Source organism: Janthinobacterium sp. NKUCC06_STL, from assembly GCF_019345455.1.
Lineage (GTDB): Bacteria > Pseudomonadota > Gammaproteobacteria > Burkholderiales > Burkholderiaceae_D > Janthinobacterium > Janthinobacterium rivuli.
Window position 1 is genome coordinate 19,545 of sequence record NZ_JAHKQY010000001.1, and the last position, 24,556, is coordinate 44,100.

Annotated in this window: 21 protein-coding genes; 13 read left to right on the forward strand and 8 right to left on the reverse strand. The window is 64.4% G+C overall.

The window, feature by feature from the left end:
- Positions 1 to 35: 35 nt before the first annotated feature.
- The 5 genes from acnD to KO539_RS00105 all read right to left on the reverse strand — a co-directional run bounded on the left by acnD (position 36) and on the right by KO539_RS00105 (position 5,712).
- Positions 36 to 2,630 carry a Fe/S-dependent 2-methylisocitrate dehydratase AcnD gene (gene acnD, locus KO539_RS00085; RefSeq protein WP_219308509.1) on the reverse strand — a complete coding sequence of 865 codons (2,595 nt, stop codon included), beginning with the start codon at positions 2,628 to 2,630 and terminating at the stop codon, positions 36 to 38.
- Between the two features lie 23 nt (positions 2,631 to 2,653).
- Complete coding sequence (gene prpC, locus KO539_RS00090; RefSeq protein ID WP_035819899.1) at positions 2,654 to 3,808, reverse strand: 2-methylcitrate synthase; 1,155 nt, start codon at positions 3,806 to 3,808, stop codon at positions 2,654 to 2,656.
- A gap of 80 nt (positions 3,809 to 3,888) precedes the next feature.
- Positions 3,889 to 4,776, reverse strand: a complete 888-nt coding sequence (prpB, locus tag KO539_RS00095; RefSeq protein WP_034783951.1) for a methylisocitrate lyase — start codon at positions 4,774 to 4,776, stop codon at positions 3,889 to 3,891.
- 327 nt (positions 4,777 to 5,103) lie between these two features.
- On the reverse strand, positions 5,104 to 5,352 hold the full coding sequence (locus KO539_RS00100; RefSeq protein ID WP_035819905.1) for a hypothetical protein: 249 nt from the start codon (positions 5,350 to 5,352) through the stop codon (positions 5,104 to 5,106).
- Positions 5,353 to 5,475: 123 nt separating this feature from the next.
- A complete protein-coding gene (locus KO539_RS00105; RefSeq protein ID WP_070257673.1) occupies positions 5,476 to 5,712 on the reverse strand; it encodes a hypothetical protein in 237 nt (78 codons plus the stop codon).
- A gap of 166 nt (positions 5,713 to 5,878) precedes the next feature.
- On the opposite strand from KO539_RS00105, the gene KO539_RS00110 reads away from it, so the two are divergent.
- From KO539_RS00110 to KO539_RS00125, 4 genes are all read left to right on the forward strand, one after another.
- The gene (locus KO539_RS00110; protein ID WP_035819909.1) at positions 5,879 to 6,736 is read left to right on the forward strand and encodes an MBL fold metallo-hydrolase; all 858 of its coding nucleotides are present in this window, start codon (positions 5,879 to 5,881) and stop codon (positions 6,734 to 6,736) included.
- A gap of 140 nt (positions 6,737 to 6,876) precedes the next feature.
- Complete coding sequence (locus tag KO539_RS00115) at positions 6,877 to 8,202, forward strand: DUF3274 domain-containing protein (RefSeq protein WP_219306841.1); 1,326 nt, start codon at positions 6,877 to 6,879, stop codon at positions 8,200 to 8,202.
- Between the two features lie 130 nt (positions 8,203 to 8,332).
- Positions 8,333 to 9,712 (forward strand): virulence factor, encoded by a 1,380-nt coding sequence (locus tag KO539_RS00120; protein WP_307788982.1) that lies wholly within the window; start codon positions 8,333 to 8,335, stop codon positions 9,710 to 9,712.
- 66 nt (positions 9,713 to 9,778) lie between these two features.
- The gene (locus KO539_RS00125) at positions 9,779 to 11,224 is read left to right on the forward strand and encodes an MFS transporter (protein WP_219306842.1); all 1,446 of its coding nucleotides are present in this window, start codon (positions 9,779 to 9,781) and stop codon (positions 11,222 to 11,224) included.
- A 130-nt stretch (positions 11,225 to 11,354) separates the two neighbouring features.
- On the opposite strand, the gene KO539_RS00130 is transcribed toward KO539_RS00125, so the two are convergent.
- Positions 11,355 to 12,260: a LysR family transcriptional regulator gene (locus tag KO539_RS00130; protein ID WP_219306843.1), complete on the reverse strand. Its 906-nt coding sequence runs from the start codon at positions 12,258 to 12,260 to the stop codon at positions 11,355 to 11,357.
- A gap of 6 nt (positions 12,261 to 12,266) precedes the next feature.
- The gene (locus tag KO539_RS00135; RefSeq protein WP_219306844.1) at positions 12,267 to 13,715 is read right to left on the reverse strand and encodes a M20/M25/M40 family metallo-hydrolase; all 1,449 of its coding nucleotides are present in this window, start codon (positions 13,713 to 13,715) and stop codon (positions 12,267 to 12,269) included.
- Positions 13,716 to 13,888: 173 nt separating this feature from the next.
- Between KO539_RS00135 and KO539_RS00140 the strand changes: the two genes are divergently transcribed.
- The 3 genes from KO539_RS00140 to KO539_RS00150 all read left to right on the forward strand — a co-directional run bounded on the left by KO539_RS00140 (position 13,889) and on the right by KO539_RS00150 (position 16,080).
- Positions 13,889 to 14,419, forward strand: coding sequence for a GNAT family N-acetyltransferase (locus KO539_RS00140; protein ID WP_099400634.1), 531 nt, complete (start codon positions 13,889 to 13,891; stop codon positions 14,417 to 14,419).
- Positions 14,420 to 14,539: 120 nt separating this feature from the next.
- Positions 14,540 to 14,980 (forward strand): glycine zipper 2TM domain-containing protein, encoded by a 441-nt coding sequence (locus KO539_RS00145; protein ID WP_219306845.1) that lies wholly within the window; start codon positions 14,540 to 14,542, stop codon positions 14,978 to 14,980.
- Positions 14,981 to 15,129: 149 nt separating this feature from the next.
- Complete coding sequence (locus tag KO539_RS00150) at positions 15,130 to 16,080, forward strand: PP2C family serine/threonine-protein phosphatase (protein ID WP_219306846.1); 951 nt, start codon at positions 15,130 to 15,132, stop codon at positions 16,078 to 16,080.
- On the opposite strand, the gene KO539_RS00155 is transcribed toward KO539_RS00150, so the two are convergent.
- Entirely contained in the window at positions 16,061 to 16,486 is a 426-nt protein-coding gene (locus tag KO539_RS00155; protein ID WP_225241721.1) for a DUF2177 family protein, read from the reverse strand. The two genes, KO539_RS00150 and KO539_RS00155, sit on opposite strands and share 20 nt — an antisense overlap.
- A 144-nt stretch (positions 16,487 to 16,630) precedes the next feature.
- Between KO539_RS00155 and KO539_RS00160 the strand changes: the two genes are divergently transcribed.
- From KO539_RS00160 to KO539_RS00185, 6 genes are all read left to right on the forward strand, one after another.
- Positions 16,631 to 17,473: a class I SAM-dependent methyltransferase gene (locus tag KO539_RS00160; protein ID WP_219306847.1), complete on the forward strand. Its 843-nt coding sequence runs from the start codon at positions 16,631 to 16,633 to the stop codon at positions 17,471 to 17,473.
- A 458-nt stretch (positions 17,474 to 17,931) separates the two neighbouring features.
- Entirely contained in the window at positions 17,932 to 19,290 is a 1,359-nt protein-coding gene (locus KO539_RS00165) for an FHA domain-containing protein (RefSeq protein ID WP_257626055.1), read from the forward strand.
- 486 nt (positions 19,291 to 19,776) lie between these two features.
- Positions 19,777 to 20,379: a metal-dependent hydrolase gene (locus tag KO539_RS00170; protein ID WP_035819929.1), complete on the forward strand. Its 603-nt coding sequence runs from the start codon at positions 19,777 to 19,779 to the stop codon at positions 20,377 to 20,379.
- Between the two features lie 105 nt (positions 20,380 to 20,484).
- On the forward strand, positions 20,485 to 21,003 hold the full coding sequence (locus tag KO539_RS00175; RefSeq protein WP_374106301.1) for a sigma-70 family RNA polymerase sigma factor: 519 nt from the start codon (positions 20,485 to 20,487) through the stop codon (positions 21,001 to 21,003).
- Positions 21,003 to 21,965, forward strand: coding sequence for a FecR domain-containing protein (locus KO539_RS00180; protein WP_219306849.1), 963 nt, complete (start codon positions 21,003 to 21,005; stop codon positions 21,963 to 21,965). Before KO539_RS00175 ends, KO539_RS00180 begins: the two co-directional genes overlap by 1 nt.
- A gap of 113 nt (positions 21,966 to 22,078) precedes the next feature.
- Positions 22,079 to 24,556: a TonB-dependent receptor gene (locus KO539_RS00185; RefSeq protein ID WP_219306850.1), complete on the forward strand. Its 2,478-nt coding sequence runs from the start codon at positions 22,079 to 22,081 to the stop codon at positions 24,554 to 24,556.

Consider the following 24,556-nt stretch of genomic DNA (forward strand, 5'->3'; position numbering starts at 1 on the left):
GACCCGGCGGGTCTGACCCTTGGTTTACGTACCCGTCAGGCTGCCTTCGACGACTCCAGGAAATCCTGCGCGAACCGCTGCAAGACACCGCCGGCCTCATAGATCGACACCTCTTCCGCCGTATCGAGGCGGCAGGTGACGGGCACTTGCACCGTTTCACCGTTCTTGCGGTGGATGACGAGGGTCAAAGTGGAGCGCGGCGTGCGCTCGCCGACGACGTCATAGGTTTCGCTGCCATCCAGGCCCAGGGTCTTGCGGTTCACGCCAGGCAGGAACTCCAGCGGCAAGACGCCCATGCCCACCAGGTTGGTGCGGTGGATGCGTTCGAAGCCTTCGGCCACGATGGCTTCCACGCCGGCCAGGCGCACGCCCTTGGCGGCCCAGTCGCGCGAGGAACCCTGGCCATAGTCGGCGCCGGCGATGATGATCAATGGCTGCTTGCGCTCCATGTACACCTCGATGGCTTCCCACATGCGCGAGATCGTGCCTTCCGGCTCGATGCGCGTGAGCGAACCCGCCTTGACTTTGCCGTCCTCGATGACCATCTCGTTTTTCAGGGTCGGATTGGCGAACGTGGCGCGCTGCGCCGTCAGATGGTCGCCCCGGTGCGTGGCGTAGGAATTGAAGTCTTCTTCCGGTAAACCCATTTTCGCCAGGTATTCGCCGGCCGCGCTATCGAGCATGATGGCGTTCGATGGCGACAGATGGTCGGTGGTGATGTTGTCGCCCAAAACGGCCAGCGGACGCATGCCCTTCAATGGCCGCGCGCCAGCCAGCGCGCCTTCCCAGTACGGCGGACGGCGGATATACGTCGTCTGCGAACGCCAGTCGTACAGGGGGCTGACCTTGATGCCATCGTCCGCCTGCGCGGCAAACATCGGAATGTACACCTTGCGGAACTGCTCCGGCTTGACGCTGGAGGCGACGATGGCGTCGATTTCCTCGTCCGACGGCCAGATATCCTTCAACTGGATAGCCTTGCCGTCCGGGGCTATGCCCAGCACATCCTTTTCAATATCGAAGCGGATGGTGCCGGCGATCGCGTAGGCCACCACCAGCGGCGGCGAGGCGAGGAAAGCCTGTTTCGCGTACGGGTGGATGCGGCCGTCGAAGTTGCGGTTGCCCGACAAAACGGCCGTGGCGTACAGGTCGCGCGACACCACTTCATCCTGGATCACGGGGTCGAGCGCGCCCGACATGCCGTTGCACGAGGTGCAGGCGAAAGCCACGACGCCGAAGCCCAGTGTTTCAAGTTCCGGCATCAGGCCCGCTTCCTGCAGGTACAGTTCCACGGTTTTCGAGCCGGGCGCCAGCGACGATTTCACCCATGGTTTGCGGGTCAAACCGAGGCGGTTCGCATTGCGCGCGATCAGGCCGGCGGCGATCATGTTGCGCGGGTTGTTCGTATTGGTGCAGCTGGTAATGGCCGCGATGATGACGGCGCCGTCCGGCATCTTGCCCGGCTCGTTTTCCACCACGCCGGAAATCCCGCGCGCGGCCAGTTCCGAGGTCGGCACGCGGTTGTGCGGATTCGATGGTCCGGCGATATTGCGCACGACGGACGACAGGTCAAACGTCAATACGCGCTCATACTGCGCGTCGACCAGGCTGTCGGCCCACAGACCCGTCTCTTTGGCGTACAGCTCCACCAGTTTCACCAGTTCGTCGTCGCGGCCCGTCAGTTTCAGATATTTGATGGTTTGCGCGTCGATGTAGAACATGGCGGCCGTGGCGCCGAATTCCGGCGCCATGTTGGAAATCGTGGCGCGGTCGCCCAGGGTCAGGTGCGACGCGCCTTCGCCAAAAAATTCCAGGTAGGACGAGACGACCTTCTGCTTGCGCAAAAACTCCGTCAGCGCCAGCACGGTATCGGTGGCCGTGATGCCCGGCTGCGGTTTGCCCGTCAGCTTGACGCCGATGATGTCGGGCAAACGCATCCACGAGGCGCGGCCCAGCATCACGCTTTCCGCTTCCAGGCCGCCCACGCCGATGGCGATCACGCCCAGCGCGTCGACCATCGGCGTATGCGAATCCGTGCCCACCAGGGTGTCGGGATAGGCCACGCCATCCTGCACCTGGATCACGGGTGACATGCGCTCGAGGTTAATCTGGTGCAGGATGCCATTGCCCGGCGGGATCACGTCGACGTTTTTAAACGCTTTCTTGGTCCAGTCGATGAAGTCGAAACGGTCTTCGTTGCGGCGGTCTTCGATGGCGCGGTTCTTGGCGAAGGCGTCGGGATCGAAACCGCCGCATTCGACGGCCAGCGAATGGTCCACTACCAGCTGCGTGGGCACCACGGGATTGACCAGGGCCGGGTCGCCGCCCTGGGCCGCGATGGCGTCGCGCAAGCCGGCCAGGTCGACCAAGGCCGTCTGGCCCAGGATGTCATGGCAGACGACGCGCGCGGGGAACCATGGAAAGTCGAGGTCGCGCCGGCGTTCAATGAACTGGCTCAGCGAAGCGTTAAGGGTCGCCGGGTCGCAGCGGCGCACGAGGTTTTCGGCCAGCACGCGCGAGGTGTAGGGCAAGGTGGCGTAGGCGCCTGGCTGGATCGCATCGACGGCGGCGCGCGTGTCGAAGTAGTCTAGCTGGGTGCCCGGCAAGGGCTTGCGGTGCAGGGTATTCATCGGGGTAGTCAATGCAGTACTCATTATTTGCGGTCCTTGATCGGCACGAATTCCAGATCTTCCGGGCCCACGTAGTTGGCGCTCGGGCGGATGATCTTGTTGTCGATGCGCTGCTCGATGATGTGGGCAGCCCAGCCCGAGGTGCGCGAGATGACAAACAGCGGTGTGAACATCGCCGTCGGCACGCCCATCATGTGGTACGACACGGCCGAGAACCAGTCCAGGTTCGGGAACATGTTCTTGATTTCCCACATGACCGATTCCAGGCGCTCGGCGATGTCGAACATTTTCGTGGAGCCGGCTTCTTGCGACAGCGAACGGGCCACTTCCTTGATGACGACGTTGCGCGGATCGGAAATCGTGTAGACGGGGTGGCCGAAGCCGATCACCACTTCCTTGTTGGCGACGCGCTCGCGGATATCGGCTTCCGCTTCGTCCGGGTTGTCGTAGCGTTTCTGAATCTCCAGCGCCACTTCATTCGCGCCGCCGTGTTTCGGACCGCGCAGCGCGCCGATGGCGCCCGTGATGGCCGAGTGGATGTCCGACCCCGTGCCCGCGATCACGCGGCTGGTGAAGGTCGAGGCATTGAATTCGTGTTCCGCGTACAGGATCAAGGACGTGTGCATGGCTTTTTCCCACGATGCCGACGGTTTTTCGCCATGCAGCAGGTGCAGGAAGTGGCCGCCGATCGAGTCGTCGTCCGTTTCCACTTCAATGCGCTTGCCGTTATGACTGTAGTGGTACCAGTACAGCAGCATGGAGCCGAACGACGCCATCAGGCGGTCGGCGATGTCGCGCGCGCCCGGCGCGTTATGGTCGTCTTTTTCCGGCAGGGTGCAGCCCAGCACGGACACGCCCGTGCGCATCACGTCCATCGGGTGGGCGGCGGCCGGCAGCGCTTCCAGCGCCAGTTTCACGGCCGACGGCAAGCCGCGCAAGGATTTCAGTTTGGCCTTGTAGCCTTTCAGTTCCGCGGACGTCGGCAGCTTGCCGTGCACCAGCAGGTAGGCGATTTCCTCGAACTCGCAGCTGTCGGCCACGTCCAGGATGTCATAGCCGCGGTAATGCAAATCGTTGCCGGTCTTGCCGACCGAGCACAGCGCCGTGTTGCCGGCGGTGACGCCGGACAGGGCGACGGATTTTTTAGGCTTGAAAGTGGCGGCTTGCGGTGCGTTCATTGATTTCTCCAAAAATTGACTAGTCTCGGTTGCATCACTGCGGGGCCGGCATGCGCCCCCTGCTTCTTGCTTATTTCTGCTTATTTCTTTTGCGCGGCGAACAGCGCGTCGAGCTTTTGTTCGAAGTCATGATAATTGATCGATTCATACAGCTCCATGCGCGTCTGCATGGTGTCGACGACATTCTTTTGCGTGCCGTCGCGGCGCAGCGCCTGATACACGTTTTCCGCCGCCTTGTTCATGGCGCGGAAAGCGGACAGCGGATACAGCGCCAGGCCCACGTGCGCGCTGCGCAATTCGTCCAAGGTGAACAGCGGCGTGGAACCGAATTCCGTGATGTTGGCCAAAATCGGCACGTTGACGGCCTTGGCGAAGGTGGCGTACATGTCCAGGTCCGTGATGGCTTCCGGGAAGATCATGTCGGCGCCCGCTTCCACGCAGGCGACGGCGCGTTCCAGTGCCGCTTCCAGGCCATCGACGGCCAGCGCATCGGTGCGCGCCATGATGACGAAGTTCGGGTCCGTGCGCGCATCGACGGCCGCCTTGATGCGGTCGACCATTTCTTCCTTGCTCACGATTTCCTTGCCAGGACGGTGGCCGCAGCGCTTGGCGCCCACCTGGTCTTCGATATGCAGGCCAGCCGCGCCGAACTTGATCATCGATTTCACGGTGCGCGCCACGTTGAAGGCGGATGAACCGAAACCCGTGTCGGCGTCGACCAGCAGCGGCAGGTCGCACACGTCGGTGATGCGGCGGATGTCGGTCAGCACGTCGTCCAGGCTGGAAATGCCCAGGTCGGGCAAGCCCAGTGAGCCGGCCGCGACGCCGCCGCCGGACAGGTAGATGGCCTTGTAACCGGCGCGCTTGGCCAGCAAGGCGTGGTTGGCGTTGATGGCGCCGACGACTTGCAACGGGGATTCTTCCTGGACGGCCTTGCGGAATGCGGCACCTGCGGAGTATTGAGTCATGTGTTCACCTTATGGGTTTCGGATGGTCCCGAATGTTTCACGGAGTGGCTATGAGCATGGGTATTGCAAATGCCGTGCCAGGGCGTTTCTAGCGAGGGGAACAGCATCTGTCGCAGAGTGAAAAAGCGGGCAAACGGCTGTGGGGGCCGCGCAGCGTGGTTGTCACGCCGCGCAACAGCGATGTCACGTTTGGCATCAACAACGTTTCACATTTGTTTCAATCAATTCATTTTGAAACATTGAATGAAACATGCAACAAGCAGGAAAACAGCGCGGATGAAAAAAAAGCCGGCGGACGCCGGCTGAGAGTGATATTACGAGCTAAAACTAGGCCAGCCTAACCAGCGGATTGGCGATGATGTTGTCGATCTGGCGCACGGCTTCTTCGCAGGCGGCGGCAATGGCGCCCTCCTCGTCGTCGCGCACGAATTGCATGGTCGAGCCTTCGAATACTTCCAGGCCTTCCACGGTGGCGCGTTCGATATCGCAACTGGCCGACCATTTGCCGTCGGTGGTGGGCACGGCCAGGGGAACGATTTCCCAGCCTTTATAGTGAATTTTAGAACTGCTATCCATGGGGTGCCTCCTTCGTGACTGACTCAATAGTGGAAATCGTAGCATGAAGCGCGACTGGCAGCGACGTGTTTCACGCGCCAGTGGTAGTCAGGCGCACTTTCGGGCTAAACGATTTACGCTCGCTCAAGGGCGCAACAGATTATCCACTTCCGTCCTGGCCACTTCCAGGCCAGCCGTGCAAGCCGTCTCGGGCGCCGCATAGCCGCCCAGGGTGCGGCTGCGCGTGATCGCCTGCGCCTCGGGTTCACCTTCGCGCTGCAGGCGGTAGGTAAAATCCCATAAATCGTCGTTGTCCTTTTGCGGGGTCACGGAAATCGTAAAACCGCGGTACTGTTCGCTGCGTGCAGTGATATCGTTCATGAATTCCTCCTTGGAAGAATGAGGTTACCATGCTGCAAGCGTCAGGGTGCGCACGACTGTGACGGATGCTTATCTGTTTTTCGCATGTTAAATGTCAATTTGCAGCATTTTTTTAGCGAACTCTGACGATATAATGCCTTTTCCTTGCCCGTCCCTTGCCGCCGTGATGACTCCACAAATCCAAGCTTTCTTCGACCCCGCCACCGCCACCGTCACCTATGTTGTCTACGAGGCCGATGGCCGCGACTGCGCCATCATCGATTCCGTGCTCGACTACGACCCCAAGGCGGGCCGCACCTCGACCGCCTCGGCCGACAAGGTGATCGCTTTCGTGCGCGAGCACGGCTTGCAGTGCCGCTGGCTGCTGGAAACCCATGCGCATGCCGACCACTTGTCCGCCGCGCCCTACCTGCAGCAGCAGCTGGGCGGCGACGTGGCCATCGGCGCCGCCATCCAGACGGTGCAGCAGGCGTTCGCGGCCGTCTACCACCAGGACGGCGCCAGGGCCGACGGCTCGCAGTTCGACCAGCTGTTCGCGCCCGACCAGGTTTTCCATATCGGCAAGCTGGAAGTACGCGCCCTGCACGTGCCCGGCCACACGCCGGCCGACCTGGCGTACCAGATCGGCGACGCCGTCTTCGTCGGCGACACCCTGTTCATGCCGGACGTGGGCTCGGCCCGCTGCGATTTCCCCGGCGGCTCGGCCTCCCTGTTGTACCGCTCCGCGCAACGATTGCTGTCGCTGCCGCCGCAAACACGGCTGTTCATGTGCCACGACTACCCGCCCAATGGCCGCGAGGCGCGCTGGGAAGTGACGGTGGCCGAACAACGGGCCAGCAACATCCACTTGCGCGACGGCATCACGGAAGAACAATTCGTGGCCATGCGCACCAGCCGCGACGCCACTCTCGACATGCCGACCCTGATCCTGCCCGCCATCCAGGTCAACATCAATGCAGGCAAGCTGCCCGAGCCGGAAGACAACGGCGTGCGCTACCTCAAAATACCGCTGAACGCGATCTGACTCCTCCGGCAATCCCCGCCCCTCGCACCTCCTTTCTTGACACCACGCAAGTTCCAACTCAGGCAATCCACATACAGTGCAGATTGCCTGAGTTCACTTTGGCGCCGCCTTTGCCTGCTTGACGCTGACGGAGCGCCCGCATGTCGCCCGACCCTACGCTCGATAGCAATTGCATCCTGCTCGCCGAAGCCGAAGGCACGACCTTGTTCAGCCATGCGCTGCTCAAGGCCGTCACGCGCTTGCCGCGTCCCGGCATCATCATCTTCGTGCACGGCGTCAATTCCGACGGTGAATGGTATGAGCAGGCCGAGCAAGGCGTGTGCGCCGGGCTGAATGCCCGCCTGAAACGCCGCGATGAGGACCTGGCAATCCCCGGCCCGGCCGCCGGGCGCTTGCAGGACTCTACCTATGGCAGGGTCACCTTGTATTTCAATCCGCACGACCAGGTGATTTCCGCCACCCCCGTGCAAGGCACAGGCTGGCGCGTCATGTCGGCGCAGGAAATTGCCGATACGGGCGGCGACGGCGTCTTCACGCAGCGCGTGTTTGCGCAAAACCACCTTGTCGGCCAGGAAAATGAAACGGATTACGATATCTGGCACCCGCGTTCACTGGTCGCCGAGTACTCGATCAAAAAGGGCATGCGGGCCAGCAAAGGCATCGGGCGCAAGATACTGACCTTTTTGTTCGCGCCCATCGTCATCATTCTCGCCAAGACTACCGGCACGCGCATCAACGCCCTGCCGCCCAAATCCTGGCGGCTGCCGATGAAGGCACCCAGGCTGCCCGAGGCATTCCTGCCACGCTCGACACGCTTTGCCGACACCAGCGAACAATTTGACGAAGAGTGCGATGCCCCGGCCAACTCCCTGCACAAGGACCGCGCCGCCGAAGCCGATGACGCATACGCGCCGTACCGTTCCCAGGGCAAGGGCGATGCGCAAGCCGAGGCGGCGCTGCGCTACGAACAGAATGGCATGCTGCGCATGCAGGCCAGGCGCGACGGCTGGGTCGAAAAAGGCAAGCCTGTGACGGCGGTGGACAAGCCGGAGGAGGCTAGCAAGGAATTCAATGCCTGGCGCAAGCAGGAAATTCAGAACTACCTGGCTGCCAACATCGACACCCACGCCACCGATCACTCGACCATCATGACCAATCCCGAGCATGCGCAGAAGGCACTGGCGTATGACGTGGCGGTGGGCGTGTGCACGATCAGGCAGGAGGCGTTGCGCGAATTAAGGGTCGCGGCGGATTGGCAAATACTAAGAGGACTGGAGAATACCGACAAAAACAAAGAATTTTTCGAGTACTACAACAAGGGGAAATTTAAAGGAGTACCTCTATTTGAATGGGTAAATGATAAAGATAGCCCCGCCAAAAAGCCAGAAAGCATCGTTGACGAGCGCCAAAATGCCAGGCCTGCCGACATTTCCACCAACTTTGCGCTGAGGACTGACGGTGCGTAAGTTCATTGCCACGCCGCGCCAGCGACTGGCTTGGGCGCTCGCCGCATCTCTCATTGTCATTTGCCTTGCGCTCTGGCTCAACTGGCCAAGCTATGCCGGTCACCAGACTATCCATTCACCTGGAGAACTCATGAAACAGTTCCTTGCACTGCCCATGCTCGCCGCTTTCTCCCTATTTGCGCTATTGACGGCCTGCGCCGTGCAGCCTGCGCAGAAAGAAGACGATCCCCCAGCAAGCACGGCCCACCTTCCCTTCCGGGCACAAGTGGTGGGCCTGCAGTGGCTCAATCCGCTGCAGCGGCTCGACTATCCGACCGAGTGGCAACTGCTATGGACGTTGGGATTGGCCAAGCCCAACGAAAATGACGATATGGTCAGGACGGATCCCAGGGGCTTCAGCACCTTGCAGGCCGTCGCCCCCATTGCCCACGATATCAATGGCAGGGAAACGTTCAAGGGTTACCACCATAAGTATTTACAAGAACTGATGAGCAATTTCCACGATATCTATTTTTCCAGCCCCACCTACTTCTACCACGTCTACCCCAAGGATCAAAAACAGAACTGGCGCGAACTGGCCGGCATCCGCGTGGAGTATGCCCTGCCTGAAGGGAAATTCGATCCGCCAGAAGTTCATCAGACAATAAAAGATGAAATTATCAGCAACTTCGACATCGGCAACACCCACTTCCCCACCCTCTGGACCCGCGCCACCCCACCCGACGTGCGCATCACGCTGGGCGGCAACAATGCAGGCTTCATCTCCCTGCAAGCGGCGCTGGCCTACCTGGAAGCGCATCCGCAGCAAACCGTATGGGTCATGAACTGGGATGCGCCGAGCCGGCCGAAAACCATGCAGATCAATGAAAACCTGGTGCTGCTGGTGCTGGCCGGCCCCGACTACAAAACGGAGCGGGCGGCGCTGGCGTGGATAGGTTATCCGGCCACGAAAAATGTGGCCGATTTTGAACTGGGCAAGGACCAGCCGCCGCGCGCCGTGCAGGCCTGGCAGGCGCTATTTGCCGACGCGGCGCGCCATGCCGGCAAGACGGAGACCGATATCGGCTACGTCATCCACGACGCCAACAGTACCCTGCCCACCTCGTCCGACCGTCTGGGCCAGCTGGCGCAGGCGCTGACCCTGGAAGTGCCAGGCTTCGACTTCTTGCCGCAGACTTTCAATACACCGGCACTGCTGGGTGAAATGGGCGCCGGCACGGCGCTGACCAATGTCGCCCTGGCCATCGCCCATGCGAACCACGTCGGCAAGCCCGTGCTGGTGGCCGGCACCAGCGATCCCGCCAGCGTCACGGGCGTGCTGGTGTCGCCGCCGGACAAGGTCCGCCCCATAGCCCACGGCAAGCCGTGGTTCCGCGCCCGCGGCGAAAACCATGCGTATTTGCCGTGGGGGGCATCCGCCACGACGCGGCGGACGATATGCAGGGTTACTCAGATTGAAGTCCGCAACGCTCCTCACATGGCGTCAAACGCAATAACACAATGCAAATGATGCGTCTTCCGCCATATCAAATACCTCAGTACCATGTGGTGACCCTATTCGAGGATCCACCACGCCATGCAAGCACCTTCAAAACCCGCTCCACCCGACCAGCAAGCCACCGAAGCCGGTAGCGCCATGCGCCCCGTGCGCGGCGCGCTTGCCAGCCTGTCCCTGGCGATGCTGCTGCCCGCGCTGGGCACCAGTATCGCCAACGTGGGCTTGCCCGACATGGCCAGGGCCCTGCACGCGCCGTTCCAGGATGTGCAATGGATCGTGCTGGCCTATCTGCTGGCCATCACCGCGCTGATCGTCAGCGTGGGCCGCCTTGGCGACATGGTCGGCCGGCGCCGCCTGCTGCTGGCCGGCATCGCCTTGTTTGCCGTCGCTTCCATCCTGTGCGCCCTGGCGCCCACCTTGTGGCTGCTGGTCGCCGCGCGCGCCCTGCAGGGCCTGGGTGCGTCCGTCATGATGGCGCTGACCATGGCCTTTGTCGGCAGCATCGTGCCCAAGGCGCAGACGGGCAGCGCCATGGGCCTGCTCGGCACCATGTCCGCCGTCGGCACCACGCTTGGTCCCGCGCTGGGCGGCCTGCTGATCGCGCACTTCGGCTGGCAAGCCATTTTCCTCGTCAACGTGCCGCTGGCCGGCGTGGCGTTGCTGCTGGCCTGGCGCTTCCTGCCGGCGGACCAGCGCGGCGCCAACGCCAGACGCCCCGTCTTCGACCACCGCGGCACCGTGCTGCTGGCCCTGACCCTGGCCGCCTATGCGCTGGCGATGACCGTGGGCCGCGGCCATTTCAGCGTGCGCAACGTGGCGCTGCTGCTGGCCGCCTGCGTCGGCGCCATCCTGTTCGTCCGCGTCGAACTGAAGGCGCCGGCGCCGCTGATACGCCTGGCCATGCTGCGCGCGCCCGTGCTCAGCGCCGGCCTGGCGACCAGCATGCTGGTCTCGACGGTGATGATGTCCACCCTGGTGGTCGGCCCCTTCTACCTGGCGCGCGGCCTGAGCCTCGGCACGGCCGTCACCGGCATGGTGCTGGCGGCCGGGCCGCTGGTGGCGGCGTTCTGCGGCGTGCCGTCCGGCTGGCTGGTGGACCGCTACGGCGCGCAGCGCATGGGCGGCGCGGGCCTGTGCGGCGCGGCCTTCGCCTGCCTGGCGCTGGCCCTGCTGCCCGCCAGCCTGGGCATTGTCGGCTACGTCGTCCCGATCATGCTGCTGACGGCCAGCTATGCGCTGTTCCAGGCAGCCAACAATACGGCCGTGATGGTCGATATCGCTGCCGAGCAGCGCGGCGTCATCTCCGGCATGCTCAATCTGTCGCGCAATCTGGGCCTCGTTACGGGCGCCTCCGTGATGGGCGCCGTCTTCGCTGCCGGCGCCAGCGATATCGCCAGCGCCCGGCCAGTGGCCATGATCGGCGGCATGCACGCCACCTTTGCCGTCGCCAGCGCGCTGGCGCTCGCCGCGCTGGCCATTTTCGCGCTCGGCCGCGCCCTCAGCAAAGTTGGAGACCCCGCATGATGCGCGCCCGCGCAATCGCGTTCTTGCCGGTTTCGCTACGACTACCGCTGTTGCTGCTGGCCTGCGGCGCCATCCTATCCGGCTGCTGCTGGCCCTGACCTGCCGCGCCGGGAAGCCGGTATCGGCGGCATCAGCCGGCGTTGATCTGGCCGGCGCAGGCGTCGACCACGCAGCCGCGCAGCCAGCGGTGGGCGGGGTCGGCATCCATGCGCGGATGCCACATCAGCGACACCGTCAGGTCCGGCATGCGCAGGGGCAGCGCAAAGCTGAACATGCCGGCGCGCAGATTGCCCGTATGCCTTTCCGGCACGGTGGCGATCAGGTCGGAGCCGGCGGCCAGCGCCAGCGCCGCCGTAAAGCCGCCGACGATGCTGGCGATCGTGCGCTGCAGTCCCAGCGCGGCCAGCGCGTCGTCCATCGGCCCCGTATCCTGGTCGCGCCGCGCCACCAGCACATGCCGGCCGGCCGCATAGCGCTCGGCGCTGATCTCGCCTTGCGCCAGCGGATGGCCGCTGCGCACCACGCCCACGAAACGGTCGCCGAACAGCCTGCGCGTGCGCACTTCCGGGCTGGTGAGACTGCCGATCACGCCCGTTTCCAGGTCGATGCTGCCCTCGCGCAGCTGCACGCTTTCACGGTCGACCTTTTGCACGAAGCGCAGGCGCACGCCAGGCGCTTGCGCGCCGATATGCGCGAGCAGCGCCGGACCGAAATTTTCCACGAAGCCGTCGCTCGCACGCAGCGTGAAAGTCTGCTCCAGCTGGCGCGGATCGAGCTGCTGCGCCGGCCCCAGCACGCCCAGCACCTCGCCTAACAGGGACCCAACTGTTGCACGCAGCTCCAGCGCGCGCGGCGTGGGCACCAGTTCACGGCCGGCACGCACCAGCAGCGGATCGCCGGTCGTCTCGCGCAGGCGCGCCAGAGCGCGGCTCATGGCCGATGGACTCAAACGCAAGCGCCGCGCCGCGCGCGTGACGCTGCCTTCGGCCAGCAGCGCATCGAGGGTGATCAACAGGTTCAGGTCGGGTAGCGACATAGGCGCTTACTCGCCCTGCTCCGGCGCGCGCCCGATCTCGCCGTCGATATTGGCCAGGAACCAGGCCAGCGACGACATCAGCGCCACGTTGCGCTTGAGGTTATCCGGGTCGACCTTGTCCAGGGTGTCGGCCGGCGTGTGGTGGTAGTGGAAGTAACTGTGGCTGTCGACCAGCGGCTCGAAACTGGGCACGCCGCCCGTTTCCAGGCGATGCAAGTCGCCCGTGCCCAGCGCGTCGCGGCGCGTGAAGGCATGCGCGCCCATCGGCAGCAGGGCCGCGCGCAGGGGCGCGAAGAGTTTTTCCGACTTCGGCCCCACGCTGGCGAGGATGCCGAACGGGCGGCCGGCGCCGCTGTCCATCTCGATGGCCGCGTATTGTTTGCCGAGCGCCTGCTTGTGGGCCTCGAAATAGGCCTGGCCGCCCCGCCCGCCATTTTCCTCGTTCATCCAGGCGATCACGCGGATGGTGCGGCGTGGGCGGTAGTCGAGCTTTTTCAGGGTTTCCACCACGCCCATGGCCGCCACCACGCCGGCGCCGTCGTCGTGCGCGCCCGTCGCCAGGTCCCAGGAATCGAGGTGGCCCGACACCACCACCACTTCGTCGGCCTTGTCCGTGCCCGGCCAGTCGGCGATGACGTTGTAGCTGTCCGCTTCCGGCAGGTTTTGCGGCGTCAGGGTCAGGTGCATTTTTATCGGACCGCGTGCGGCCAGGCGGCCCATCAGCAAGGCGTCTTCCACCGTGACGGCGGCGGCCGGGATGCGTTTATTCTCGTCCAGGCCCGTGGCACCCGCATGCGGGATGCGGAAATCGGCACCGCCGACCGAGCGCACCAGCGCGGCGGCCGCGCCCAGGTCGGCCGCCGCCTTCGGTCCCAGGAAGCGCGAGCGCGAACCCTGGCCATAGGTGACGCCGGCCAGGCCACGTTCGGCCATCTCCTGGTCGAACGGCGTGTCGATCAGCACGATGGCGCCCTTCACTTGCGCCGCGCGGGCCTTGAGTTCTTCCAGGCTCTTGACGATGATCACGGGCGCCGTCAGGCCGGCAGCGGCAGTGGCACCGGAGCCGCCGAGGGCCGTGAGCACCACGCGCTGGCTGACACCCTGCGGACGGCCCGCGTAATCGACGATTTCCGCCGTTTCCACGCCGCGCACCCAGTGCGGCACTTTCACGGGCTGCAAGGTGACGGTGGCGCCCAGCTGGCGCATGGTCTCGGCCACCTGCTGCACGGCGGCGGCGGCGCCGGCGGAACCGGACAGGCGCGGGCCGATCAGATCCGTCATGTCGGCCAGGCGGGCGTAGGCCCAGTCGCTTTGCAGCGCCGTGTCGCGCACCTGCGCCAGCGCTTGCGGCGTATTGCCTGGCGCTGCGGCAATGGCCCCGGCGCTGACGATGCAGCCAAGGGCGATGGATAAAACGGAACGGCGCAGTGGCGCGCCAGTCAGGATGCTGTGCATGTGTTCAAATCCAGTCAACGAGGTCGAAGCGGGTACGCCGTGGCCAGGGGCAAGGCGCGACTTTTTCTACGATAGCGTATTTATTCTGTCATTGCAGCAACTTTTACGGGATCGATTGCCTGTCCCCCCGGAGTCGATTACCATCGAGATCGTGATCGCTACCGGAAACCGCCATGCTCAAGGGAACACTCTGTACCGTCCGGCATTTGCAGGCCGCCGACCTGAATACCTATATCGCCCTCGTCAACGACCTGCCGTCGCGCGGCGAGTTTTTCTCGATGCAGTTCAAGTCGCCCGAGGCCATGCGGCGCGACTTCCTGCAAACGGGATTTGTGACGGAGGACAGCGAACTGTTCCTCATCGAAGACCAATCACAGCACATCATCGGCACGATCACGCACTTCAAGAGCCGCACGCCAGCCTCGCGCGAGATCGGCTACCGCCTGTTCGACCGGCAGCGGGACGGGCGCGGCTACATCAGCGAAGCGACGCGCCTGGTGGTCGACTACCTGTTCAACGCCTATCCGTATCACCGCCTGGAGCTGCTGATGGACCCGCTGAACATCGGTTCCGAGCGCATCGCGCAAAAGAACGGCTTTACCCAGGAAGGCTTGCTGCGCCAGGCCTTCTTTATCAATGGCGTGATGCGCGATGTCAAAATGTACAGCCTGCTGCGCCCCGAATGGCAGGCGCGCCAGCGCTGAGTTGTTACGGCCGGGGCGCGATTGTAATAAGTTGTATTAGACGTGGAACAAGCGTGCGGCAGCAGATATAGTCCACTTCATGCAGATCATTGTGATCTCGCCGGAATGGAAGGAAATGCCATGTTGAACAAGAAACTCCTGGGTGCGGTAATGGTAGCGGCAGTGGCTGTGTCTTCGGCCGCAGTCGCCGGTGACCGCGACTTCAATACCGTTGCAGGCGCCGTTGTCGGAGCGGCCATTGGCAACAGCACCGGCGGGCGCAATGGCGCGATCGTCGGTGGCGTGCTGGGCGCAGCCGTCGGCAACAGCATCAGCACGAATGACCGCTATTACGACCGTGGCGGCTATCGCGGCGGCTACCGCGAAACCTATTACGCGCCGGCGCCGCAGCCCGTGTACTACTCCCCTGCCCCGCAGCCAGTGTATTACGCGCCGCCACCGCGCTACTACGGCCCGCCGGCCGTCGTCTACGTGCAACCGGGCCGCGGCTATTACCGCGACCATGGCCGCCGCGACTACTACGACCGTGGCCACGGTCACGGCTGGGGCCATCGCCGTTAAGCACCGCCCTGCACCCGCACCATGCAAAACCTGCGCCAGCCTGCTGCCGCAGGTTTTTTTTATGAATATGCAAGGTATCACCCCCGCACAATATCGGCTAAGCTGTGTCCTATGATCAACATTGCTGGCCGCCTGGACCGCACCAACCGATGCATTTAATTAAAGACGAGCTCGACTTCGGCCCCTGGCTCGACGCCGCCGCCGGCAGCAGCGTGGGCGCCGGTCCCCTGCCGCGCCGCGAAAACCAGGACAACTTCCTGCTGATCGATGCCAGCGGCCACGCCGTCTGCCTGTCGCGGCAGGCGCCATTCCACTGCCAGGTGCCGGGCTGGCCGCGCGGCCATGTGCGCGCCGCCGTGCTCGACGGCATGGGTGGCCACGGCCTTGGGCGCGAAGCGGCGGAAGCGGCCGTGCAAGGCTTGCTGGCCATGCCCGCCTGTCTCGACACGGCCAGCCTGGCAGCCAGGCTCGACGGATTGCACACGCGCTTGCAGGACACCTTCGCCAGGACCGCGCCAGCCCAGGCGCGTCCGCCCGGCACCACCCTGACCTTGCTCGAAGTGCCGCCCGGCGAGGCGCCGCTGCTGTATCACGTGGGCGATTCGCGCCTGTATGAAATTGCCGACGGGGTTGCCAGTATCCTCACCGTCGACCACGTGCCGGCCACCGTGTACGCCATGCGCGGGGCGCTCGACGAGTCGCGCTGGCGTGCCGCCGTGCATGGCGAGCACCATCCGCAGATCTCGCAGGCATTTATTTTGGGCAACGCCATCAGCGACAGCTTGCAACTCGACAAGCCCTTGATCGGCCTCGACGCGGCCACCCTGCCGCCTTTCCTCGCGCACCTGGGCGACCGCCGCGTGCTGCGCGTGCGCCCCGGCGCCCACTATCTGCTGGCCAGCGACGGCTTTTGGGCGTGCGAGGAGCCGCTGGCCCTGACGGCCCGCTGGCCCGCCTTGTGTGCCGGCAAGACTGCGGCACAGGCCGTCAGCGCCCTGTTCGACGATTTCCTCTCCGATCCGCCAACAGGTTTGCATAGCGACAACATTACCATGGTGGCGCTGCGCTTCGAGGCGGCGTTCACCGTCCCAGGCGGCTAGCGGCCAGGTAGCCGGCCGTTGCCGACACGGCCGACAAGACGCTGCCCCAGACCATGTCGATCGCCGTCAAGGCCAGCGGCCAGTCGCGCAAGGTCGCATAGTTGCTCAAATCATAGGTGCCGTAGGCAAGCAGTCCGAGCAGCGCGCCCAGCGCCGCCGCCGTGCGCCCGCGGCGCGCACGCAAGCCAGGCAAAATGGCAAAGACCAGCAGCCCCGCCACGTACAGCAGGTAAAACAGCACGGCCGGCGCCCAGCGGGGGGACTCCGCCAGCAGCGGCCCCAGCGCCGCGGCGTACACGGGCTTCATCAGCACCGCCAGCCACAGGGCGTCGATGGCCAGGAACACGCACAAGGTGGCGCCATAGGCTATGGCAAGCTGGAGCGGACGTTGGACGGGCATGGTCATCTTTCGGCATCAAGCGGTGTTGGGGGCAACGGTTGCGCCAGCATAATGCAAAACGCCGCCACGCTCACGGCGGCCTGGTTAAATTGAACCATGCCCATGGCGCGCGGTCTGAAGGATAGACCTCTCCAACGTCAGGAGCACGCCATGAGCAATACCATCCCATCACCGCAGGGCGGCGCGCCCGACTACGCCGCCATCAAGCAGCGCCAGCAGGCAGGCTGGGCCAGCGGCGACTTCGCCGTCATCGGCGTGACCCTGCAGCCGGTCGGGGAATCGCTGGCCGAGGCCGCCGACATCCGCGCCGGGGAAGACGTCATCGACATCGCCGCCGGCAATGGCAACGCCACCCTGGCGGCGGCGCGCCGCTTTGCCCGTGTCGTCTCCACCGATTACGTGCCGGCGCTGCTCGACAAGGGCCGCGCGCGCGCCGAGGCGGAAGGGCTGGCCGTGACCTTCCGCGTGGCCGACGCCGAAGCCCTGCCCTTCGCCGACGCCAGTTTCGACGCGGCCCTGTCGACCTTTGGCGTCATGTTCGCACCCGACCACCGGCGCGCGGCCAGCGAAATGCTGCGCGTGCTGCGGCCCGGCGGGCGCATCGGCATGGCCAACTGGACACCGGACGGCTTTGTCGGGCAACTCTTCAAGACCATAGGGAAATATGTGCCGCCCCCGGCAGGCGTGGTGTCGCCGGCCCGCTGGGGCGAAGAAGCCTATGTGCGCGACCTGTTCGGCCGTGGGGCCGAGCAGGTGCACGGCCAAGGCAAGGTCTTCAATTTCCGCTACGCTTCCGCCCAACACTGGCTGCAAGTGTTCCGCGATTTTTACGGCCCCGTCCACAAAGCCTTTGCCGCGCTGGACGCGCCTGGCGCCGGGGCGCTGGAACAGGAACTGCTCGCCATGCTGGAGCGCCTGAATACGGCTGGCGCCCATTCGCTGGTGGTACCAGGCGAGTATCTGGAAGTCATCGTCAGCAAACGGCACGAATGAGTATCATGGCAAAATAACATATCCAGAAAGACATAAAATGTGTTTTTGAGCAATAGTTTCCATGGCATACATGGCAAGGTGTGACCAAGGACATGAATTTGGGCAAAAAGAGCGCATTCCCGCGCCACGAATGTTGCCAAGCGGGCGCAAAAGCGCGTAAGCTCTCATGTATAACAGAGGGCAGAATGTCCCCGCTCGATTCGAGTCAGAATGTCATGAAAAAATGCAGCAACCCGGAGCACCCGCACTGTACGTTCTGGGTCTTGCCTGGGGAAACAGTCTGCGCGGGCAACCACCCGCAAGCGACGACTGCCCCCAGCAGCTACGACCTGTTGACCGCACAGCGCAGCGCCCGTTCCGAGCCATCGGCAACGGCGCTTTCGCACGTCCCTGCGCATGACTCTGATATTCGTGATGCTGTTATTCGCGATGCTGCCATTCAAACGGCAACCCGCTCCATGCCGGCCTCCGCCGCCACCCCAGCGTTCACGCCAGCGCCCGTTGCGCCGCCAACGGTGCCATCAGCTTACCAGCCCGTGCAAGCCCACCTGCACATCAGCGGCTTCGATCCCCGTGCGGCGGGCGGACGGCAAACCCTGAAAATGGAATTGCGCGGCATGAGCGCCGCCTGCGCGCCGCAGCTGACCTTGCGCCTGCGCTCGGACCTGATCCCGCGCGGCCACGTGCAGCATGATTTCGTGCGCACCACGCGCGGCGACTGGCGTCCCGTGTTTGTCGAGTTTTCCTCGCGCAACAAGGAACACGGGCAATACCAGATCGAAGTGGAAGTACACAGCCACATCGATGGCGCCGTGGCGCAGAAATGGGTGTGCACGTTTGTCATCCTCGTGCCGCGACGCGACGCCACCCTGACGGAAATCCACCAGATCTTCCTCAGCACCCACAAGAACGTGCGCGTGATGGCCGACGACGCGTCGATTGCCCGCGTGACGGGCGGCGACGGCTGCAACCTCGACGTCACGGCGCGCAATGCCGGCATCGCCCACGTGGATTTATCGGCGCCGCAAGGCAAGATCGACATGGGTTTTACCACGATTGCCTGGGACGAGGAGTTGATCGAAGTCGACCTGCCCGCCGCCAGCCACTGCCATCCGCACCCGAGCCAGGCCGCCTGCCTCGTCAATGCGGCGCCGGAAGCGGGCGAACAGCGGCAGATCCGCCTGTTCGCGCTGGAAGAATGCATGCTGGGGCGTTTTGAGCTGGTCGACCCGGAAGCCGATGTACTGCTCAGCCATTTCAGTCCCGACGGCCAGGACAACAATGGCTTGACGCGCCGCCTGTCGGGCCGCCACGCCATCATCCGGCGCGGCCAGCAAGGCTTTGAAATCGAGGACGTGTCGCGCTACGGCCTGCTGCTCGACGGCGTGTGGCCCGGCAAACACAAGCCCGTCGCCCTGCGCCTGGGCATGCGCATTGAATTGTCTGCCAGCATCAAGGGCATCGTCGTGCTCAGCGTCACGGCCCTGCTCGCGCATGGCGTGATCTTGCACCGCATCGACCACGGCGCCCGCGCCGAGTGTTTTTACCTGTTGCTGCCCGACACCCAGCCCACACCGGCAAGCCACCTTGCCACGCCGCAGGCCAGCTGCTTGCCCGTGCTCTTCCACCGCAACGGCGGCTTCTGGCACCTCGATACGGCCAGCGGCAAGGAAACGGCACTGGCCCCCGCCACCGCGCTCGACAAGCTCAGCGGCTTTGCGCGCCATAACCGCTTCGCCAGCGAACCGTATCCCGAATGCTGGATCATCCGCACCGAAGGCGCGGCGCTGTGCGATAGCGCCATGCAAACTGCCTGATACAACGCCTCCCGCCACCTGACCGCTAGCGTCTGAAAAATGGTCAGAGCAAGGCGCGCTGCCGAAGACAGTACGAATGTACGGCAAGGCAGTGCAACGCAGCTATGGCCTTTTTTCGGACGCTAGCGCGGCACCAGTACGAGAAAAATCATCGACAGCCCAAAAATAAATACCGCTTCCAGTGAAAACACGAGGGCGGGAATCTGCAATTCGCGCGGGATTTTCATGGCAACACCTCTTTAAAACACAGGACTGCTTTCAGCATAGCGCGCCCTGCGCCGATTACATTATCAGCCGCACAACACAATTAACCGGACGGCATGCGTTGCCGAGCCCGCTGGCCAAGCTCTCCCGACACACAATTTAACAAATTATCGGCAGATATTCTGCAAATAGCACCCCTCCACGCCCTTGCATACTGTATATTCATCCAGTTAATATCCCCTGCATTTCACACAACGCCACGCATGGCGTTTTACATTTTCTATGGCTTCCAACAAAGCGCATCATGCGACCGGTTGGGCTGCCGGCGTGATCGCCGCGGCCCTGGTCGCGCACGCTGGCGCCGGTGGCCCCTACCAAGTGCTGAGCATGCTCGCCTTTGTCATGGGCGCGCTGGGCGGCACGGCGCCGGACTGGCTGGAAGTGGCCTGGTGGGCGCGCACGCACCGGCTGTGGATCACGCACCGCACGTGGACGCACTGGGGCCTGGCCTGGATCGCCCTGCTCGTCTACACCTACCTGCAATTGCCGCACCACTTGTGGGCGCCGCCTCTGTTCGGCTTTGCCGCCGGCGGCATCATGCATTTGCTGGCCGACTGGCCCAATCCGCTGGGCGTGCCGTGGATCTTCCGCCGCCACTCGCTGCGCTGGTGGAAGAGCGGCCGCCACGACATCATCGTCATCATCGCCGCCTGGCTGGCCGCCACCATCGTGGCCGACCACGTATTTTTCGACGGCATCCACTGGCAGCGCACCGTCCTGGCGTTCGATAGCCTGCTGCACTGGTCCGCCGCTGCCCTGCAGCAAGCTTGGGCAAATCTGCAACAATGGCAGCTGCGCTGGCGCCTGGGCGGCGACGCCAATTGACGCCGGCCGCATGGCAATGTGATAATGAGTATCATTCTCAAACAGCCCAGCCAGCCGGCACCCCGCGTTCCGTCAGCCCAGCCCTTCCCTTGCCTGGAGAACGCAGTGAGCACCGTCAGTCCCGTCCATGCCGTCCACCTGAAAACACTGTACAGCGAACACCACGGCTGGCTGTATGGCTGGCTGCGCGGCAAGCTGGGCAACCGCGCCGAGGCGGCCGACCTGGCACAGGACACGTTTTTACGCCTGCTGGGCAAGCGCGATTTGACACCGCTGGCGCCGCTGCGCGAGCCGCGCGGCTACCTGGCGACGATTGCGCGCGGCTTGCTGATCGACCGCTACCGGCGCCAGGCGCTGGAGCAAGCTTACCTGGAAGCGCTGGCGCAGCAAGCCGAGCCTGTATCGATCTGCGCCGAAACGCATGCCATCATCATCGAAACCCTGCTCGCCATCGACCGCCTGCTCGACGGCCTGGGCGCACGCACGCGGGCCATCTTCCTGCTGGCGCAGATCGAGGAGCTCAGTTATGTCGACATCAGCCGGCGCCTCGGCGTCTCCCTGCCCACCGTGAAAAAGCACCTGGTGCGCGCCTACACGGAATGCCTGATGCTGGCGGCCGCCTGATGTTCGGCCCATCCCCTTCCATTCCCATCGCGCGCAAGGTGCTGGCCGCCGCCGCCCACTGGCACGTGGAACGCCAGTGCGGCAGCGCCGACCCGGCTGCCCTGCAGGCATGGCGCGACGCCAGCGCCGAGCATGAACGGGCCTGGGAACTGCTGCAGCGCATGGACGGCCAGCTGGGCGCGATACCGGCAGCGCTGGCGATTCCCGCGCTGCAGGCGGCGCAGCAGCGCCGGCGCGCGGCCGCCAAAATACTCGCCCTGCTGGTGGCGGCCGGCGGCGGCATCGCGCTGGGCCAGGCGGGCCTGCAATCGGGCCCATGGCAAGCACTGACGGCATCCTTGCGCACGGCGCCGGGCCAGCGCCGCCACGTCACCCTGGCCGATGGCGGGCGCCTGGAAGTGAATACGGATAGCGCCCTGGATGTCGCTTACAGCGCCACGCACCGCCGCATCCGCCTGCATCACGGCGAAATCATGATCACGACGGCGCCCGACCCGCGCCCCTTCCTCGTCGACACGCCGCACGGCGTGATCCGCGCGCTCGGCACGCGCTTCGGCGTGCGCTGTGACGACGATGGCAGCACGGTCAGCGTCTACGAACACGCCGTGGAAGTGCGCTGCGCGGCGCGCACGGACGCCTTGCACCGCCTGGAAGCGGGACAGCAGCTGCGTTTCAGCGCAACCGGCGCGGATGACGTAGTAGCCATGCCCGCACACCAGGACAGCTGGCTGCGCGGCATGCTGGTAGCCGCCGACTGGCCCCTGCAACGGCTGGTGCGGGAACTGGCGCGCTACCGGCGCGGGCGTCTCGTCTGCGATGCTGGCGTGGCACGGCGCCCCGTCACGGGCACCTACCGCCTCGACGATATCGACGCCGTGCTGGAAAGCCTGTGCGCCTCGCACGGCTTGCAAGTGACGTACTTCACGCGCTACTGGGCCACGGTGGCGGCCCGCGCCACATAATTATTTTCAGTTTTTTTGCACCAGGGGTTGGTGTTTCGCTGCGCTGCTTCGGCTTCATAGATAAGTAGCCGATTCATCCTCCATTGACCATACCCTGAACAGAAAGACCGAGCATGCAGCTGACCACCCCCGTCCTCCATCCCGCCGCGCGCGCCATCCGCCTGGCCGTCCTCGCCATGGCGTGCGCCGCCCCCGCAGCCTTTGTCGCCGCCCCGGCCCTGGCCCAAGGCCAGGCTGCCGCGGCGGCACCGCAAGCCTACGCCATTGCGGCCGGTCCGCTGGCCACGGCCCTGAACGACTTTGCCGTCGCCGCCGGCGTCAGCCTGTCGACCGATCCCGCGCAGACGCGCGGCCTGCGCTCGCCGGGCGTGCGCGGCAGCTTCAATGTCGGCCAGGGTTTTGCCCAGGTGCTGGCCGGCAGCGGCCTGGAAGCCGTGCAACTGCCGAACGGCGCCTATGTGCTGCGCCAGGCGGCGCCAGCGTCCGCAGCGGCGGCCGGCACGGAAAAGACCATGGCGCCCGTGACCGTCAGCGCCAGCATGGAGCGCGACCCCGTCAGTGAGCATAGCAACTCGTATGCGGCGCGCGCCGTCACCGTCGGCAAGGGCGTGCAAACCCTGCGCGAAATTCCGTTATCCGTCAGCGTCGTCACGCGCCAGAAGATGGACGACCAGAACCTCAACACCATCGACGCCGTGCTGGCCAACACCACCGGCATCACCATGTACGACAGCCCCATGGGCGGGCGCTATGTGTATTCGCGCGGCTTCATGGTCGACACGTACCAGTTCGATGGCGTCAACCGGGCCATGTTCTACCCGCAGGCGAACAGCTTTACCAGCAATACGGCCATGCTCGATCGCGTCGAAATCGTGCGCGGCGCCACAGGCCTGTTGCAGGGCACCGGTTCGCCGGGCGCCGCCATCAACATGGTGCGCAAGCGCCCGCTGGCGGAAAAGCAGGTGCAGCTGGCGCTCAGCGCGGGCCGCTGGAACGACGTGCGCGGCGAAGTTGACGTCACCGGTCCCTTGAACGAGTCGGGCAGCATCCGCGGCCGCGTCGTAGCCGCGCACGACCAGCGCGATTATTTTTATGACGTGGCCGACAGCCGCACCGACGTGCTGTACGGCGTGCTGGAATTCGACCTGGCGCCGGGCAGCAAGCTGACAACGGGCGCCAGCTACGAGAAACTGAAGTCGACGCCGTTTTTCTCCGGCATGCCCCGCTACCTCGATGGCAGCGACCCGAAACTGCCCCGGTCGACCTACCTGGGCGCGGACTGGAACCGCTGGGACAGCCGCCAGACGGCCGCCTTCGCCGAATTCGAACACCGCTTCGATGCCGACTGGTCGCTCAAAGCCAGCGCCAACTACACGCGCGAACAGCATGACGTGAAATACATGTTCAACCTGGGCGCGCTCAATCCCGCCACCATGGCCGGCATGATGATGTACACGGGCGTGTTCGACTACGGCACCACCAACAAGGGACTCGACCTGTCGCTCGATGGCAAATTCAACGCCTTCGGCCGCCGCCACGGCTTCAGCGCCGGTGTCAGCACGAACCGGCTGGAAAGCGACAGCGATTACAGCCTGGCCAAGATGCTGCTGCCCAATAGCGCGCTGCAACCGAATCACGGCGTGGCGGAACCGAGCGATGCCTGGATACGCAAGGAACAATATGGCGGTGGCCACAGTCTGACGACCATGACGCAGACGGGTGCCTATGGCGTGGCCCGATTCAGCGTCAGCGACCCGCTCACCGTGGTGGCGGGCGCGCGCGTATCGAATTTCAAATCGACCAGCGTGTACCGCGACACGGGCGAGGTATATCTCGATCCGTCCCGCGAAAACGGCGTCGTCACGCCGTATGGCGGCGTCATTTACGCGTTCGACAAGCGCTGGTCCGGCTACGCCAGCGTCTCCTACATCTTCCAGCCGCAAAACCAGCGCACGGCCGAAGGCGCCCTGCTTGAGCCGCTGAAAGGGCGCAACCTGGAGGTGGGCGTGAAAGGTGAACTGTTCGATGGCAAGGTCAATACCTCGCTGGCGCTGTTCCGCATCGAACAGCGCAACCGCGCCGAGGCGGATCTGGTCAATATCTGCACCAGCGGCACGGAGTGCTATTTCTCGACCGGCAAGGTGCGCAGCGAAGGCGTCGATGCGGAAATCAGCGGCGAAGTGACGCCGGGCTGGCAGCTGTTCGCCGGCTACACCCTGAACAACTTCAAATACCTGGAACAGACGTCGGACGCAGGCGTGATGTTCGCCAGTACCTACTCGCCGCGCCACATGCTGCGCGCGTGGAGCGACTACCGCCTGCCCGGCGCCTTGCAGAAGTGGAGCGTGGGCGGCGGCGTGAACTTCCAGACGGAGAGCTCGCGCACGACGCGCGAGGTGAAGGTGGCGCAAGGCGCGTATGCCTTGTGGAGCGCGCGCGCCGCCTACCAGATCGACCGCAACTGGACGGCGTCGCTGTCCGTGACGAACTTGCTCGACAAGCGCTACTACCAGACGGTGAGCGCGCCGGCGTGGGGCAATTTCTATGGCGAGCCGCGCAAGGCGCAACTGACCTTGCGCGCGCGTTTCTAA